The following is a 16,542-nucleotide window of genomic DNA, read 5'->3' as shown; positions in this document are numbered from 1 at the left end:
GAGTAAAACTCATGGAAGTTTTCGAAAATCTCAAAGCCAACCTCGTTGGTAAGAATGCACGTATTGTATTACCAGAAGGTGAAGAACCTCGTATTCTCCAAGCGACCAAACGCCTTGTAAAGGAGACAGAGGTAACCCCTGTCTTGCTTGGTAATCCGGATAAAATTCGGATTTATCTTGAAATCGAAGGGATTTTGGATGGATATGAAGTCATCGATCCTCATTCTTATCCAGGTTTTGAAGAGATGGTAGCTTCCTTGGTAGAACGTCGTAAGGGCAAAATGACAGAAGAAGAAGCGCGTCAAGTCTTGAAAGACGACGTTAACTATTTCGGTGTGATGTTGGTTCACATGGGAATTGTTGATGGGATGGTATCAGGTGCGATTCACTCAACAGCCGCAACTGTTCGTCCGGCCTTGCAAATTATCAAAACTCGTCCAAATGTAAAACGTACTTCAGGGGCTTTCCTTATGGTTCGTGGATCTGAACGCTACTTGTTTGGGGACTGTGCCATCAACATCAATCCAGATGCTGAAGGATTAGCCGAAATTGCCATCAACTCAGCTATCACAGCCAAGATGTTTGGAATTGATCCAAAAATTGCTATGTTGAGCTATTCAACAAAAGGATCTGGTTTCGGTGAAAGTGTTGATAAGGTTGTCGAAGCGACTAAGCTTGCCCATGAACTTCGTCCAGACCTTGAAATTGACGGGGAATTGCAATTTGACGCAGCCTTTGTCCCTGCAACTGCAGCCTTGAAGGCTCCAGGAAGCAAGGTGGCAGGTCAAGCCAATGTCTTTATCTTCCCTGGTATTGAGGCAGGTAACATTGGGTACAAGATGGCAGAACGCCTTGGTGGCTTTGCAGCGGTAGGTCCAGTATTGCAAGGGTTGAACAAACCAGTCAATGACCTCTCTCGTGGATGTAATGCAGATGACGTCTATAAATTAACCTTGATTACGGCTGCTCAAGCTGTGGAGCAATAAGAAATACATTTAGAGAGTGGGACAGAAATTGGTAATTCGTTAGAATTCGATTTCGTCGTCCCATCTCCGCACAGTTGAGTAGGGCTGAAAAAGCTGATGAAATCAGCGTAGTAGAGCCCACTCAACCACTGCGTCTTGCTTGACAATCCAAAAACAATTGAGAGGCTAGGACTTTTGTCCCAGCCTCTTTTTCTTTATAAAATCAGAATTTCTAAACTCTAACTCATTCTGTGGTATACTAGGAATATGTTAGATTTAAAAGATTACGGGATTACCATGTGGAAGGAGGAAAAAATCGCCTCTTTTCGAGAAAAGTTATTAGCCTGGTATGATGCCCATAAACGGGATCTTCCCTGGAGAAGGACCCAGGATCCTTATAAAATTTGGATCTCAGAAATTATGCTCCAGCAGACACGTGTCGATACGGTTATTCCTTATTATGAGCGTTTTTTAGATTGGTTTCCGACGGTCGCTGAATTGGCTCAAGCCCCTGAAGAAAAACTCTTAAAAGCTTGGGAAGGCTTGGGCTATTACTCACGTGTCCGTAACATGCAGAAAGCTGCCCAGCAGATAATGGAAAATCACGGAGGAGTGTTTCCATCAAGTTATGAGGAAATATCTAAACTCAAGGGAATTGGGCCTTATACAGCTGGTGCTATCGCTAGTATTGCCTTTGGATTACCAGAGCCAGCAGTAGATGGCAATGTCATGCGTGTTCTAGCCCGCTTGTTTGAGGTGGACTACGATATTGGTGTACCGACCAATCGCAAGATTTTTCAAGCCATGATGGAAATCTTGATCGATCCGGCCCGTCCTGGTGATTTCAATCAGGCCTTGATGGATTTGGGCTCAGATATTGAGTCCCCAGTCAATCCACGACCGGAAGAGAGTCCTGTCAAGGAATTTAGTGCGGCTTATCAACATGGGACTATGGATCGTTATCCCATTAAGGCTCCTAAAAAGAAACCGGTACCTGTCTATCTAACAGCCTTTATTATCAAGGATAGTCAAGGACGCTATTTGTTGGAGAAAAATGAGCGAGAAGGGCTTTTATCAGGTTTCTGGCATTTCCCCTTGATCGAAGTGGATAGCCTATCTGAGAACCTAGGTCAATTATCTCTACTGGATGGGAAGGGGGATGCAGAGAGTAACCCAGAAATTCTTTCTTTTGAACAGGACTATGACTTGGCCATTGAATGGCAGGACAGATCGTATCCTATCGTCCAGCATATCTTTTCGCATCGCAAGTGGCAGGTTCAACTTCGTTACGGCCTAGTAAAAGAAGGAGAGCAACCAGCAAGTGAATCGACTGTTTGGTTAACACCAGAAGAATTTTCCAATTATCCTTTTGCTAAACCTCAGCAGAAGATCTGGACGACTTTTTCGGAAAATGAAAAATAGCTAGAGACTGATCTCTAGCTATTTTTTATAGATGAGCGAATGCTTTGATTTCTTCTTCAGACATGGATGAGTCGCAACGAACAGTAACGTCACCGGATTCGACATGTAAAAATCCTGGGACAGTTGGGATACCGTAAGTTGAGCGGAAGGCTTGTAATGCGTCTAGCTGACTTGGTTCTTCACTATTGATGAAGTAGATATGAGCTTTTGTTTCAGCTACTACAGCTGCTAACTTAGTAGCGAACTTCCGGCAGTAAGGACAAGTCTTGCGTCCGATAAAGAAGGTCGCTGTTTCTTTTTGATCAATCGCTTCTTGCGCACGCGCGACAGTTGTGACTTCAAGATCTTTAATATCTTCTAAAAATTGTTCCATGAGATTACCTCGCTTTCTTCTAAGTCTAGTATGCCATATTTTCTATAAAATCGCTGGTATTTGCTACGAAAGAAAGGGAGAGTGGGACAGAAATCGGTAATTCGTTAGAATTCGATTTCGTCGTCCCACCTCCTCACAGTTGAGTAGGGCTGTAAAAGCTGATGAAATTAGCGTAGTAGAGCCCACTCAACCACTGCGTCTTGCTCGACAATCCAAAAATAATTGAGAGGCTAGGACTTTTGTCCCAGCCTCGTGTTTTAGCCTACAAAAGCATTGATTTCTGCTTCGATGTTCGCAATTTTTTCTTTAGCATCTGCTTCAGATTCACCAACTGTGGCGATGTAGAATTTGATTTTTGGTTCTGTACCTGAAGGACGAACGGCAAACCATGAATCATCAGCCAAGATGTATTTAAGAACGTTGCTTGGAGGAGTTGTCAATTTTTCAACGCCATCAGCAGTAGTAGCTGTTTGTTCCAAGAAGTCTTCTGTCTTAGCAATGTCTGTGTTGTTGAATTGTTTAGGAGCATTGCCACGGAATTTATCCATGATTTTCTTGATTTCAGCAGCTCCGTCCACACCTGAAAGGGTAACAGAGATGGTTTTTTCTGCGAAGTAACCGTATTGTTTGTAGATTTCTTCGATACCATCTGCCAAAGTCATACCACGTGAGCGGTAGTAAGCTGCGATTTCAGCAACGATAAGAACGGCTTGGATAGCATCTTTGTCACGTACGAATGGTTTGATGAGGTAACCGAAGCTTTCTTCGAAACCAAGCATGTAAGTGTGGTTGTGTTGTGTTTCAAATTCATGAATTTTTTCACCAATAAATTTGAAACCAGTCAAGACGTTAAACATCGTTGCGCCGTAGCTTTCTGCAATCTTAGTCACCAACTCAGTTGATACGATTGATTTACAAAGAGCAGCATTGACAGGAAGAGTACCAGCTGTTTTGTGAGCTTCAAGAATATATTTAGCGATAATCGCTCCGATTTGGTTACCGGAGAGGTTGAGGTAAGAACCATCTGGTTGGCGGATTTCAACACCAAGGCGGTCAGCATCTGGGTCAGTTGCAACCAATACATCAGCGTCTACTTTGCGGCCAAGTTCTTCAGCAAGAGCAAAGGCTGCTTGGCTTTCTGGGTTAGGAGATTTAACAGTTGAGAAGTCTGCATCAGGAACTGCTTGAGCTTCAACAACTTGAACAGCTTCAAATCCAGCTTGGGCAAGAGCACGACGAGCCAACATTTCACCAGTACCATGAAGTGGCGTGTAGACAATCTTCATGTCGCGACCGTATTCATTGATCAAGTCTTGGTTGATGTTAACGCCTTTCACTTCTTTCAAGTATTCAACGTCGACGTTTTCGCCGATAACTTCAATCAATCCGTTAGTTTTGCTTTCTTCAAGGTCAGCCAATTGTACAGTGAAAGGATTTTCGATAGCACGGATATAATCTGTCAATGCATCAGCATCTGCTGGAGGCATTTGTCCACCGTCTTCACCGTATACCTTATATCCGTTAAATAGAGCAGGGTTGTGGCTAGCTGTTACCATGATCCCAGCAAATGTGTGGAGATGACGAACAGCAAATGACAATTCAGGTGTTGGACGAAGGCTTTCAAATACATAAGATTTGATCCCATGAGCAGCCAAAACTTGAGCTGATTCAAAAGCAAACTCAGGAGAGAAGTGACGGCTATCGTAAGCGATCGCAACACCGCGTTTCTTCGCTTCCTCACCTTTTGAGTCGATCAATTGGGCCAATCCTTCAGTTGCTTGGCGAACAACGTAAATGTTAATACGGTTAGTACCAGCACCGATTAATCCACGCATACCAGCTGTACCGAATTCAAGGTTGGTATAGAAGGCATCTTCTTTTGTTTTTTCATCCATTGCGACCAACTCATCACGAAGGTAAGCTGGTAATTCAGCAAAGTCGAGCCATTTTTGGTAGTTTTCTTGATAGGTCATGCAAGCGTCTCCTTTTTGCTTATAATTTAATCGCTTACATTATAGCAAATTTTTTCAGAAAATTCTAGCGATAATTGTAAATCTTTTCAAAAAAATAGAGTTTATTCACCATCAAAAAAAGCCAAGATAAATTGGTCTTGGCTTGGAAGGTTATTTTAATTTTTCAAGAGATGGAACGACTGCACTGGTAATGAGTACTGTCGCAATGACTTCGATGAGTGAGTTAGTAGAGACAATCAAGGCTAGGAAATGTTGAATCCCCCCTCCAAAACTGTTACCAAAGAAGAAGTAAATCCCGCTTAGAACGAAAACAGTATTGGTCATAGAGCCGACAATTCCAGCGATCACAAGTCCTGTACGATTGCGGATCCAGCGATAGACGAAGTAAGGGGTTACCCCGATGAGAATCCGAGGGACTATGGCAATGATAAGGGAGTAGAGATTCCCGTGAGGGACAAAGGGACTAAAGAGATAGCTAGCAGGTGTTATAACCAGGGTATTCATAGTGAGGCTAAAGAGTCCCATGAGGAGTCCTAAGATAGCTCCAATCCGTGGACCGTATATGATAGAGGCGATCACGACAGGAATATGAACCAAGGTTGGTTGAATTCCTGATGGAACAAATTGCAGAATGAAGGACGTCACAAAGTGAATGGTGATCATCACCGCAAAAAAGATGGCAATTCGTGAAATAGAAGATGATTTTCTCATAAACAATTCTCCTTAACAGTTTCTACAATAGTTTCTACAGGCGCTAGAGCTCCAGCACCTTTGTCCCCACAAGCAAGAACAGCATCACGAGGTTGGATAATCTGGTAACCATAGTCTTGTAAGAGCTTTAGATTACGTTGGGTAGCGGGATGTTCTAGCATTTTTGTATTCATAGCAGGGGCCAGCAATTTTTTAGTCCTTTGAGGTAAGGCTAGAGCTGTGCTTGTGACCATATTATCTGCAAGTCCCATAGCTAATTTAGCAATGGTATTGGCACTGGCCGGCGCTACAAGAAAGAGGTCAGTTTCTTTCCCAATATCGATGTGCTCGATCCGCTGTGGATCGTCTTCCATCATAACATCTAGCCCTACTTGATTTTTTGAAAGAACTTGCAAGGTTAAAGGGGTGATAAATTTTTGGGCTGAAGGAGTCATGAGGACCTTCACTTCAAAGCCAAATTTGGTTAGTTGGCTAGTAATATCAGCAGCTTTATAGGCGGAAATACTACCGGTAACCGCTAAAGTAATGTGTGTCATATGTTCCTTTTTATTTGATATAACGTAGGATAGCTTCTGTGATTTCTGTTTTCGTAGAAGCTTCTAGGACGTGATCATCTGTCACTAGATAGGCTTGATGCTGACCGTTCTGAATCTTGGTTAGATCATTGGCAACGATCATGCTGGCATGATTTTTAACCAGGCTTTCACGCGCTACCTGGATTAACTCTTCAGAAGAAACGTCGACTAATAGTTTAAAGCCGATCAGTTGAATGGCAGGGTTCCATTCTTTGACGAGGGAGATAATCTTCGGATTTTTCTTTAGAAAGAGCACTTGGTATTCTTCTTTCGAAGAGATTTTGGTTTCGTGATTTTCGCGATATAGAAAGTTATGGAGGTCCTGAGCTTTCTCAACTTCATCAAGGCCTGTCATGTATACAGGTGTATAGTCTGAAACAGCCATAGCGTGAATCAAGGTCTGATGATGAAGGACTTCCTTCTGCATTTGTGTGAGTAGTTCCTCGACATTCTCGATCAATAGAAGTCGAAGGTGTGGATGAGGATCGGGTTTAAGCGCGGTAGGCGTTGTGATCAAGGTCACCTGATGTCCCTTTGCAAGAGCTGTTTCTGTAAGGATTTTCCCTAGGCTCCCAGTGGAGTGATTGGTGATTGAACGAACGCTATCAATGGTTTCACTCGTCCCGCCTGATGTAATTAAAATATGCATATGCTTATTTTACACAAAAAAGATACGTAAGTAAAGTTCTGAAGCTATTCAAATAGGCTATGACAAGCCATAAAATATACATAAAAAGCGAACGTTGAAATCAAAACATGGAAAAACAATGTTATTTTCGCGAATTTTAGGTATAATAGTTCTATCAAATATAAAGGAGTCCCTTATGAAAACAGATATCGAAATTGCTCAAAGCATTGAACTCCAACCAATAGTGGACGTTGTTAAGAAAATTGGTTTGGATGACGATGATCTTGAATTGTATGGAAAATACAAGGCGAAATTGAGCTTTGATAAGATTCGTGATGTTGAGAAAAATCCAGTAGGAAAACTCATTTTAGTCACTGCGATCAACCCAACTCCTGCTGGAGAAGGGAAATCAACCATTACAATTGGACTGGCAGATGCTTTGAATAAAATCGGTAAAAAAACCATGATTGCCATTCGCGAACCTTCTTTAGGACCGGTAATGGGGATTAAAGGTGGTGCTGCTGGAGGTGGTTATGCCCAAGTTCTACCGATGGAAGACATCAACCTTCATTTCACAGGGGATATGCATGCCATTACAACGGCTAATAATGCTCTTTCAGCTTTGATTGACAATCATTTACATCAAGGAAATGAGCTCGGTATTGACCAACGTCGCATTATCTGGAAACGGGTAGTGGATTTGAACGACCGTGCTTTGCGCCATGTCAGTGTAGGTCTTGGTGGTCCTTTGAATGGGATTCCGCGTGAAGACGGTTTTGATATTACAGTTGCTTCTGAGATTATGGCCATACTTTGCTTGGCGACAGATATTGAAGATTTGAAAGGCCGTTTGGCTAATATTGTGATCGGCTACCGCTATGATCGCAGCCCAGTTTATGTCCGTGATTTAGAAGTGGAAGGGGCTCTTGCCTTGATCCTTAAAGATGCGATTAAGCCAAACTTGGTTCAAACCATCTATGGAACGCCTGCCTTTGTCCACGGAGGTCCTTTTGCTAATATTGCTCATGGATGTAACTCTGTATTGGCGACGACAACAGCTCTTCACCTAGCTGACTATACGATTACAGAAGCAGGATTTGGTGCTGATCTTGGTGCTGAAAAATTCCTCGATATTAAAACTCCAAACTTGCCAACCTCACCAGATGCTGTCGTCATTGTTGCAACCCTTCGTGCTCTTAAGATGAATGGAGGAGTTAGCAAAGATGCTCTTGCACAAGAAAATGTTGACGCTGTTCGTGCTGGTTTTGCAAACTTGAAACGCCACGTTGAAAACATCCGTAAGTTTGGTATTCCTGCAGTAGTAGCTATCAATGAATTCATCACCGATACAGAAGCAGAAGTTGCTGCTTTGAAAGAATTGTGTGCTGAAATTCAAGTACCAGTTGAGCTTGCGAGCGTATGGGCGAATGGTGCTGACGGTGGGGTTGACCTTGCTGAAACTCTGGTTCAGACCATCGAAACCACTCCAGCTCAATACACACGCTTGTATGATAACAACCTTTCTGTAGAAGAAAAAATTGAAAAGATTGTGACTGAAATTTACCGCGGAACTAAGGTGAACTTTGAGAAGAAAGCCAAGACACAAATTGCTCAAATTGTTAAAAATGGTTGGGATAAGTTGCCAATCTGTATGGCCAAAACCCAATACAGCTTCTCAGACAATCCAAATGCCTTGGGAGCTCCTGAAAACTTTGAAATCACTATCCGTGAAGTAGTACCAAAATTGGGAGCCGGCTTTATCGTTGTTTTGACTGGGGATGTCATGACCATGCCTGGTTTACCAAAACGACCGGCAGCATTGAATATGGATGTGGCTGCTGACGGAACAGCGATCGGCTTGTTCTAATTAGACGCCTGATGACAAAAAATAACTTCTGTTCAAATGAGCAGAAGTTGTTTTATTATGTACTCGTCAAATGTTATGATGCAAGAAGCTGATGACTGGCTTTGTGGTAGGTAAACCAAAGTTGAAGGGTCATTGGAACCCAAATGAGAGGCTCACAAAGAATGACTCCTATATAGCCTGTATGAGGGATAATGAAAAATACAAAGAGAATTTTTCCTGTTAACTCGATAAAGCTAGAAATCAAAGGGGTCAATTTTCGGCCGATACCTTGGAGGGAATTCCCTAAAATCAAGAGGCATCCTAAAACTGGATAGAAGAAAGAGCTGATCTGCAGATAAAGACTGGCATTTGCGATCAAGTTAGGATCGCTAGATCCAGATATGAGGCTTGTAAAGAAGGGGCTTGTAAAGAAGAGGAAAACTGCAACAAAAATGGACCAAATAAGAGAGAGGAGACAAGCTTGTTTAACGCCTTTTTGAATGCGTCGGAATTGTTTAGCACCAAAGTTTTGCGAGGTAAAGGTCGTCATACTTGTAGAAATAGCGGCCATTGGCAGAAGGGCAAAGGACATGATCCGGCGGGCTGAGATTTGAGCACTAATGATGGTCATTCCAAGCTTGTTGATAGCTGATTGTAAGATGACGGTTCCAATAGAGACAATCGAAGACATGAGACCCATTGTCAGTCCTTGGCTAATCAAATCCTGATACAGCCTTTGATCCCAGACAAAATCTTTTCGACTTGGTAAAAGAAAAGGGACCTTTTTGCGGATATAAAAGAAACAAAGAAGTGCGGAGAAGCTTTGAGCAATAATAGTCGCAATTCCAGCAGATTGGACTCCGAGATGTAGTTGGGTAATAAAATATAGATCGAGAAGAATATTGAGAATGGCAGCGATAATCAGGAAGTAGAGTGCCGCTAAGCTATCGCCAACCGCTCTCAGAAGTCCGGCGCAAAGATTATAGGCAAAGGTCACTGCCACACCATTAACAATGGTGGAAATATATAGATAGGACTGAGCTACAATAGCTGATGGGGTCCCTAAAAACTGGAGCAGTGGATAAAGTCCGACAGCACCAATGAAGATCACGAGGAGACTGAGGATGCCACCAATAACAGTAGTTGCTGCAACTGATTTTCGTAATTGGTCTTCGTTTTTGGCTCCATAATTTCTCGCAATAATAATGCCCATTCCATTTCCAACACCGACAGCAAAACCAACGATCAAATCAAAAATAGCAGAGGTTGCTCCAACGGCAGCCAATGATTTTTGACCTAGAAAACGCCCCACAATCATAACATCCGAGGTATTGTAGAGTTGTTGAAATATATTGGACAAAAGAATAGGAAAGGCAAAACTTAAAAGAGCGGGTAAAATAGGACCATCTATGAGGTCCACACGTTGAATTCTTTTCATAGTGCCATTATACCAACTTCAGTAACCGGCGACAAGCATCGATGGTTGAATCCCCTTACATTTTTTGATATAATCGTGTCAGAAAAGGAGGCCTTATGAGCTTAACGAGCCAATTAATCACTGAAACGTTTCCAGATCTGGATAAGGTCGAAAGGCTGAATATCGAAGCATTTCCAGAAGAAGAGCGTGTTCCTTTGTCAGAATTTTTACGCTATACGGACAATGACGATGCCAATTTCTTTGCTTTTTATAACGAGGAAGAATTTGTCGGATTTGCTTTTTCAATCTATAATCAGAAAGCTTTTTATGTCAGTTTTTTTGCCATTATGCCACATTTAAGAAGCCACGGATATGGTCAAGAAATCATTGAAAAATTGGTGGAATTTTACCAAAGGACCATGATTCTTGAAGTGGAACGTTTAGATGAAGAATGCGACAATATAGAGCAACGTCAGTCTCGGATGGATTTCTATAAGCGAAATGGATTTAAAACTGCTAATGCCTTTTTAGAATACGATGATCTGAGTTTTGAGATTCTCTATCGAGGCGATCAATTTGATGAAGAGGCTTATCGGGACATCTTCCATAAACTGCAGGCAGAGAATTACTTTGATTTCCGTATTGAATACCGACGCTTTAGTGATCATTAGACATGATTTAAAAAAGTTCTCAGCTAATTTGCAGAGAACTTTTTTGGTTAGTAAATAAAGAAATAGTTCACGATACTCATGACTTGTGAAAAGAACCAAGGCAGAAACAGAAAAGCTAAGAAAGCAGCATGCCATTTCCAATAGAGAGAAACTAGCCCAACCGTCTCTCGGATCCAAGCCGATGGGAGATAATAAAAAGCTGTTTTTGAACCGACACTGCGTCCAGGGATTTTTAATTGTCTCATAAAGATACCAGCCCGAAGAGCGTGAAAAGAATTGGTCACGACTAAAACATATTTTCCTAGTCCCTGTTCTTGAAGGATAGCCTTACTAAAAGTCAAGTTTTCAAAAGTAGTACGTGAGCGATTCTCGATCAAAATGTCTTCCTGTGGTACCCCCTGTTCCATCAGGTAGTTTGCCATAGCAGCAGCTTCAGAAGTCAATTCGTCTGCTCCTTGTCCACCAGAAACAATCAGTTTTGGTCGTCCCTCGAACTGCTCATAGATAGCCTTTCCTTTAGTGAGACGCTGGGCCAACAGTGGTGGTACTTTATCCCCAATTAGACCGGAGCCAAGGACAATGATAGCATCAGGCTCTTTACGAACGGGAAAGTAATTGCAAAAAGTCCCATATAAAACATAAGAAAGATAAAGAAAAGTCGAGTAAAAGAGAGCAAAGTCTGTTGGATAAATCAAGAGATCTTTTCCTGGGAAATCAGGAATAAAATGAAGCGCCAAGGTGCCGATAATAAAGATCCCATATAGGAGTGAGAGGAGGTTAGCCAACCTTTTACCTTCAAAAGACATCATTTGACGGCCGTTAAAAAGAAGAAAAACAGTTGAGAAAATAATGCTGAGTAAAACAAGGATAGCAAGTACTGAAAAGATAATGATGGCAACCTTTTGGTTAAACCAGAGCTCCGTACGAACAACTAGTAGAAGGGCGGAAATTAGGAGGAAAAGTCCGAAACTTATTGAAAAGAGATAAGCATTGATCAGTCGTCTGCGGTCGTTTATAAAGAAAAATAAAAAAATGGTAGCTGGAACCAACCAGAATAGATAGAAAAACATGATGACTCCTAAATATAGTAGTAGTTCAATTGTAACACACTTGGCTAAAATGTGCTTATGAACTCCACAATCGTTCAATGTTATTAAAAGCCTTAACTGCCAATTGAGAAAAACAATAGATTCAGAAAAAAAGAATTGCCGTGGTGGATAAAAGCTGTTATACTAGAAAAGATTGACAAATGAAAAGGAGAACACATGTTACGAAAAGGTTCCTTAACAGGTTTGCTGTTATTTGGTATTTTCTTCGGTGCAGGGAATTTGATCTTTCCACCTGCGCTAGGCGCCCAGTCGGGTAGCCATTTTTGGCCAGCTATTGCTGGATTTGTCTTATCAGGAGTAGGGATTGCAATTATCACCTTGATTATTGGGACACTCAATCCTAAAGGCTATATCCATGAGATTTCTCGTAAAATAGCCCCTTGGTTTGCCATCGTTTATCTGGTAGCCTTGTATCTGTCTATTGGTCCCTTCTTTGCCATTCCAAGAACAGCTACTGTTTCTTACGAAGTTGGAATCGCCCCCTTGTTAGGAAATGCCAATGGAGGACTTGGTCTTTTCATTTTTACCTTGATTTATTTCTGTTTGGCCTATTTGATTGCCTTGTATCCTTCTAAAATCCTAGATAGTATTGGTCGGATTTTAACACCTGTCTTTGCTATCTTGATCGTTGTACTCGTTGTCCTTGGTGCTCTCAAGTACAGCGGAAACGCGCCTCAAGTGGCAACAGAAGACTACCAAGCATCTGCCTTTGGTCAAGGTTTCCTTGAAGGGTATAACACCTTGGATGCTCTTGCTTCAGTAGCCTTTAGCGTCATCGCAGTGACAACTCTTAATCAACTTGGTTTCACCAGCAAAAAAGAATACATTAAAACGATCTGGATTGTTGGTGTCGTTGTAGCTATTGGCTTTAGTATTTTGTATATTGGATTGGGTTATCTTGGAAATCACTTCCCAATTCCAGCAGAAGTGATGGCTTCCGATGCCAATAAGGGTGTTTATGTCCTCTCAGAAGCAACCAAGGCTATCTTCGGCCCAGTTGCTCAAATTTTCCTTGCAGGTATGGTAACGGTGACTTGCTTTACCACAACAGCAGGTTTGATCGTATCGACAGGGGAATTCTTCCATAACACTTTCCCTAAAATTTCTTACAAGGTCTATGCAACTCTTTTTACCTTGATTGGATTCTCCATTGCCAATCTTGGTTTGAGTGCCATTATTGCCTATTCATTGCCTGTCTTGATGATCCTCTATCCAATCACGATTACTATTGTGTTGATTGTGATTGTAAATAAATTTACTCAACTATCAAAACCAGGGATGCAATTGACTATTTTCTTAGTTAGCTTGGTTGCGTTTGGAGACGTTCTGGCAAGTACCTTTAAACTTGCAGGTCTAGCAAACATCATTAAGCACTTGCCGTTTGCTGCCCAATCCCTCCCATGGTTACTACCAGCAGTCGTTGGTATTGTCCTTGCTCTGTTCTTGCCCAATAAACAAAGTGCAGAAGAAGAATAAGATTTACTAGAAACTCTAAAGTTCCCCGCTTTAGAGTTTTTTTATTTTGAAACTAGTAACGAAATGGATTCTTTAAAACCAAAACGTAGCAGAAATTTTTAATTTAAGGAAGGGCATGTTATACTATTTCTAACATATCAATATACGGAGCGTTTTATGAATCAAATCGTTTTCTCTTTCACTGTCTTTCTGGCAGGGATTCTCTCCTTTTTCTCTCCCTGTGTCTTTCCTTTGCTCCCGGTCTACATCGGCGTTTTGCTAGGAAGTGATCAGGAAAAATCCGTTCAGATTTTTGGGAAAAAGATACGCTGGCATGGCATCGTTAAGACCTTGTGTTTTATCGCAGGTATTTCTGTTATTTTCCTTATCATAGGTTTCGGAGCTGGCTTATTGGGGCAGGTTATGTATACCAACTGGTTCCGCTACGTGATGGGAGCGCTGATCATTATCCTTGGTCTTCATCAGATGGAAGTCTTTCATTTTCATTTCCTTGAGAAGCAAAAATCAGTAGATTTTGGAGCCAACAAACAGAAGAATGAGTTGTTTTCAGCCTTTCTTCTTGGTCTTGGCTTTAGTTTTGGTTGGACGCCTTGCATTGGCCCTGTATTAGGATCGGTTCTTGCATTAGCAGCATCCAATGGACAAGATGCCCTCGTGGGTGCTCTCTATCTCTTTATCTATACATTAGGGATGGCCATCCCATTCTTGCTCTTAGCACTGGCATCAGGCCTTGTATTGCCTTATTTCAATCGTCTCAAACCCCATCTCTTGTTGCTGAAGAAAATCGGTGGAGCCATCATCATTATTATGGGAATTCTATTACTCTTGGGACAATTAAATAGCTTGTCTTCAATCTTTTCATAAATCAAATGGAGGTATTATACCTATGAAATTTATCAAATATACGTGTTTTTCAATCCTCTCAATCGCTTTACTGTCTGCTTGTTCGATGGAGCAATCAAGTGAGAGTGGTATGAACAATATGAGCAATCAAACCATGACCAACACAACCTCAAGTAAACATCCCTTAGTAGGAAAAGAAGCAAGTGACTTCGAACTAAAAGACATGAAGGGGAACACAGTTAAGCTTTCAGATTATAAAGGAAAAAAGGTTTATTTGAAATTCTGGGCTACCTGGTGTGGTCCTTGTCGTCAAAGCATGCCTGAACTTAATAAATTGGTTGAAGAAAAGGATAGAGATTTTGAGATTCTCACGGTTATGGCACCGGGAATGCAAGGGGAAAAAACAGAAGAAGAGTTCGTCGAATGGTTTGCCCAACAAGATTATCCATCAGTGCCCGTCTTGTATAATCCAGATGGCTCTGCCTTTGCGAACTATCAAGTACGTTCCATTCCTACAGAAGTCTTCATTGATAGCCAAGGGAAGATTGGTCATGTGCAGCTAGGGGCAATTTCAAACGAAGAAGCTAAGAAGATTATCAAGGAGTTAAAATAAAAAAATGAAGCGTAAAGCTTCATTTTTTTATTAGTTGCTTGCACCAGAAGTGGCATCAGCATCTCCGTGGCCTCCGTCACCATGTCCTCCAGCATCAGAAGCACCAGAAGTTGCATCTGCATCACCATGACCACCAGCAGGAGCAAATGGTCCGCTACCACCTACAAGGCGTTGACCTGTTGTTTGCAGGTACCAGTCTAACCATGGTTTGAAGTTGAAGACTATCTCATTGATACCAGCGTAAGAACCATCTTCATAATACATAGCTTGGTAGTTGTGGGTGTTGATCACGCCTTCAGGAGATCCTGGAACAATGGTTCGAACATATTCTTGGTTTCCGTTACGAAGAGTGCCGATTACCCATTCTACGTTTTTCATACGTGCGGGTGGAAGGGATCCGTGAACGGTTGACATCCGGCTACCAGATTGAGGTGGCACGCGTTTAGCAAACATGGTATCTGGATCTTGATGAGCATTGTTGTAGTAAAGGAATTGGTTGTTATCATCGGCATATGTCAACTCAAATGGCATGGCCTTCAAGAACATATTAATTTGGTCAACGGTTAGGATACCATGGTCAAGTTTGACATAAGTATCTCCAGAAACAGCACCTGTAAGTTCAGCTACTTTTTCAACCCAATCTGGATCATCCGGATCGACCTCAGTAACAGTTGTAGCAATTGGATGATTACAATCTAAATCTTCTGGTTCAATTGGTTTTGGTTTTTTCAATTTGGATACAACCTCAACGTATTTCATAAAATTATCCAAGCATGTTTCGAGGAATTTGACGGTTCCTTCGTTGATGATATTGCCGTCTTCGTCAAAAGCTTCTTTTGCTTTTCCAAGAAGGAATTCATTACCTGGAAGAGTATAAGCATTGACGCCTGGAGCATCAAGGATCTTGCGGAGGTGAACCTGAGCACGTGATGTCCCTTGGTCATAGTAGGAAGCACCAACGATCATTACTGGTTTGTTTTCAAATGGATGTACCTCAAAAGATAGCCATTCAAGAACAGATTTAAGAGCAGCAGAGATCGTATGATTGTGCTCTGGAGTAGCAATGATGACACCATCTGCTCGAGTAATTTTATTGTACAAAAGACGTAATTGGAAACTTTCGTCCCATTTTTCATCTTGGTTAAACATTGGAACTTCATCGATTTCAAGAACTTCCAATTCAAATTTGATCTTAAATTGGCGGCGAATGAATTCCAAGAGTTTACGGTTATATGATTGATCGTAGTTTGATCCTACAAGTCCTACAAATTTCATTCTTTTCTGTCTCCTATCTTACAAGTTTTCCCAGTCAAATTCTTCAGCATCTTTGCGAAGCAATTCTTGGGCGTTGCGTAATTTGTCTGTGATTTTCACAAACACACGGAAATCATTGAAGATGGCATCTAATTTTTGAATAACATCCAAATCTACCAAGTCTCCATTTTGATCAAAGGCTTGTAATGAATGAGATAGCAAGAATTCATCTGGCAAGACATTCGCCTTAATTTCTGGAGCGTTTAAGATTTGACGGAGTTGGAGTTGGGCGCGTGAAGATCCCAAGGTACCGTATGATGCCCCAGTAATCATGACTGGTTTGTTCAACAATGGGAAGACTCCGTATGAGAGCCAAGCTAGAGCACTCATCAAGACCGCTGGAATAGAGTGGTCGTATTCTGGAGTCCCAATAATGACTCCATCAGCCTCTTCAATTTTTGCAACAATATCCAAGACAGCGTCAGGTACTTGTTTGTCGGCTGGTTTGTTAAAGACAGGGATATCTTTAATTTCGACCAATTCGATCTCAGCCTTATCAGCAAAATGTTTTTGCATGTATTGAAGCAGTTGACGGTTTGTAGAACGTTTGGAGTTAGTCCCCACAATCGCAATAAGTTTTACCATGGAAATTTCCTTTCTGATAAC

General features: G+C 41.6%; 16 protein-coding genes. 7 read left to right on the top strand and 9 right to left on the bottom strand.

The genetic code is table 11. The annotated features are described in order from the left end of the window. Positions 1-11: 11 nt before the first annotated feature. On the top strand, positions 12-986 hold the full coding sequence (pta, locus tag K1I56_RS01085; protein ID WP_223141920.1) for a phosphate acetyltransferase: 975 nt from the start codon (positions 12-14) through the stop codon (positions 984-986). Positions 987-1,232: 246 nt separating this feature from the next. Continuing rightward, positions 1,233-2,387 (top strand): A/G-specific adenine glycosylase, encoded by a 1,155-nt coding sequence (gene mutY / locus K1I56_RS01080; protein ID WP_223141919.1) that lies wholly within the window; start codon positions 1,233-1,235, stop codon positions 2,385-2,387. 25 nt (positions 2,388-2,412) lie between these two features. Here mutY and K1I56_RS01075 read toward each other — a convergent pair whose 3' ends face one another. The 5 genes from K1I56_RS01075 to K1I56_RS01055 all read right to left on the bottom strand — a co-directional run bounded on the left by K1I56_RS01075 (position 2,413) and on the right by K1I56_RS01055 (position 6,668). Beyond that, positions 2,413-2,760 carry a DUF6568 family protein gene (locus K1I56_RS01075; RefSeq protein ID WP_223141918.1) on the bottom strand — a complete coding sequence of 116 codons (348 nt, stop codon included), beginning with the start codon at positions 2,758-2,760 and terminating at the stop codon, positions 2,413-2,415. 257 nt (positions 2,761-3,017) lie between these two features. Next, positions 3,018-4,733, bottom strand: coding sequence for a phospho-sugar mutase (locus K1I56_RS01070; protein ID WP_223324739.1), 1,716 nt, complete (start codon positions 4,731-4,733; stop codon positions 3,018-3,020). 150 nt (positions 4,734-4,883) lie between these two features. Beyond that, a complete protein-coding gene (locus tag K1I56_RS01065) occupies positions 4,884-5,444 on the bottom strand; it encodes an ECF transporter S component (protein ID WP_003011870.1) in 561 nt (186 codons plus the stop codon). Further along, on the bottom strand, positions 5,441-5,980 hold the full coding sequence (coaC, locus tag K1I56_RS01060) for a phosphopantothenoylcysteine decarboxylase (protein ID WP_223324738.1): 540 nt from the start codon (positions 5,978-5,980) through the stop codon (positions 5,441-5,443). The genes K1I56_RS01065 and coaC overlap by 4 nt, the downstream gene beginning before the upstream one ends. Positions 5,981-5,990: 10 nt before the next feature. Then, entirely contained in the window at positions 5,991-6,668 is a 678-nt protein-coding gene (locus tag K1I56_RS01055; RefSeq protein WP_223324737.1) for a phosphopantothenate--cysteine ligase, read from the bottom strand. Between the two features lie 175 nt (positions 6,669-6,843). Between K1I56_RS01055 and K1I56_RS01050 the strand changes: the two genes are divergently transcribed. Continuing rightward, positions 6,844-8,514, top strand: a complete 1,671-nt coding sequence (locus K1I56_RS01050) for a formate--tetrahydrofolate ligase (protein ID WP_223324736.1) — start codon at positions 6,844-6,846, stop codon at positions 8,512-8,514. A gap of 73 nt (positions 8,515-8,587) precedes the next feature. On the opposite strand, the gene K1I56_RS01045 is transcribed toward K1I56_RS01050, so the two are convergent. After that, entirely contained in the window at positions 8,588-9,931 is a 1,344-nt protein-coding gene (locus K1I56_RS01045; RefSeq protein ID WP_223324735.1) for an MATE family efflux transporter, read from the bottom strand. Positions 9,932-10,026: 95 nt separating this feature from the next. On the opposite strand from K1I56_RS01045, the gene K1I56_RS01040 reads away from it, so the two are divergent. Next, entirely contained in the window at positions 10,027-10,581 is a 555-nt protein-coding gene (locus tag K1I56_RS01040) for a GNAT family N-acetyltransferase (protein WP_061455550.1), read from the top strand. A gap of 47 nt (positions 10,582-10,628) precedes the next feature. On the opposite strand, the gene K1I56_RS01035 is transcribed toward K1I56_RS01040, so the two are convergent. Next, entirely contained in the window at positions 10,629-11,651 is a 1,023-nt protein-coding gene (locus K1I56_RS01035; RefSeq protein WP_223324734.1) for a YdcF family protein, read from the bottom strand. A gap of 195 nt (positions 11,652-11,846) precedes the next feature. On the opposite strand from K1I56_RS01035, the gene brnQ reads away from it, so the two are divergent. From brnQ to K1I56_RS01020, 3 genes are all read left to right on the top strand, one after another. Then, on the top strand, positions 11,847-13,166 hold the full coding sequence (gene brnQ / locus K1I56_RS01030; RefSeq protein ID WP_223324733.1) for a branched-chain amino acid transport system II carrier protein: 1,320 nt from the start codon (positions 11,847-11,849) through the stop codon (positions 13,164-13,166). A 156-nt stretch (positions 13,167-13,322) separates the two neighbouring features. Further along, entirely contained in the window at positions 13,323-14,030 is a 708-nt protein-coding gene (ccdA2, locus tag K1I56_RS01025; RefSeq protein WP_049497920.1) for a thiol-disulfide oxidoreductase-associated membrane protein CcdA2, read from the top strand. Between the two features lie 22 nt (positions 14,031-14,052). Further along, the gene (locus tag K1I56_RS01020; RefSeq protein ID WP_223324732.1) at positions 14,053-14,622 is read left to right on the top strand and encodes a TlpA family protein disulfide reductase; all 570 of its coding nucleotides are present in this window, start codon (positions 14,053-14,055) and stop codon (positions 14,620-14,622) included. A 30-nt stretch (positions 14,623-14,652) separates the two neighbouring features. On the opposite strand, the gene K1I56_RS01015 is transcribed toward K1I56_RS01020, so the two are convergent. Then, positions 14,653-15,897, bottom strand: coding sequence for an NAD(P)H-dependent oxidoreductase (locus K1I56_RS01015; protein ID WP_070505584.1), 1,245 nt, complete (start codon positions 15,895-15,897; stop codon positions 14,653-14,655). An 18-nt stretch (positions 15,898-15,915) separates the two neighbouring features. Beyond that, on the bottom strand, positions 15,916-16,521 hold the full coding sequence (locus tag K1I56_RS01010) for an NADPH-dependent FMN reductase (RefSeq protein WP_045759417.1): 606 nt from the start codon (positions 16,519-16,521) through the stop codon (positions 15,916-15,918). Positions 16,522-16,542: the final 21 nt, after the last annotated feature.

This window comes from Streptococcus parasanguinis (genome assembly GCF_019929185.1).
Classification (GTDB): Bacteria; Bacillota; Bacilli; order Lactobacillales; family Streptococcaceae; genus Streptococcus; species Streptococcus parasanguinis_O.
The sequence above is the reverse complement of the archived record's forward strand: the minus strand, read 5'-3'. Positions and strand labels throughout refer to the sequence as shown.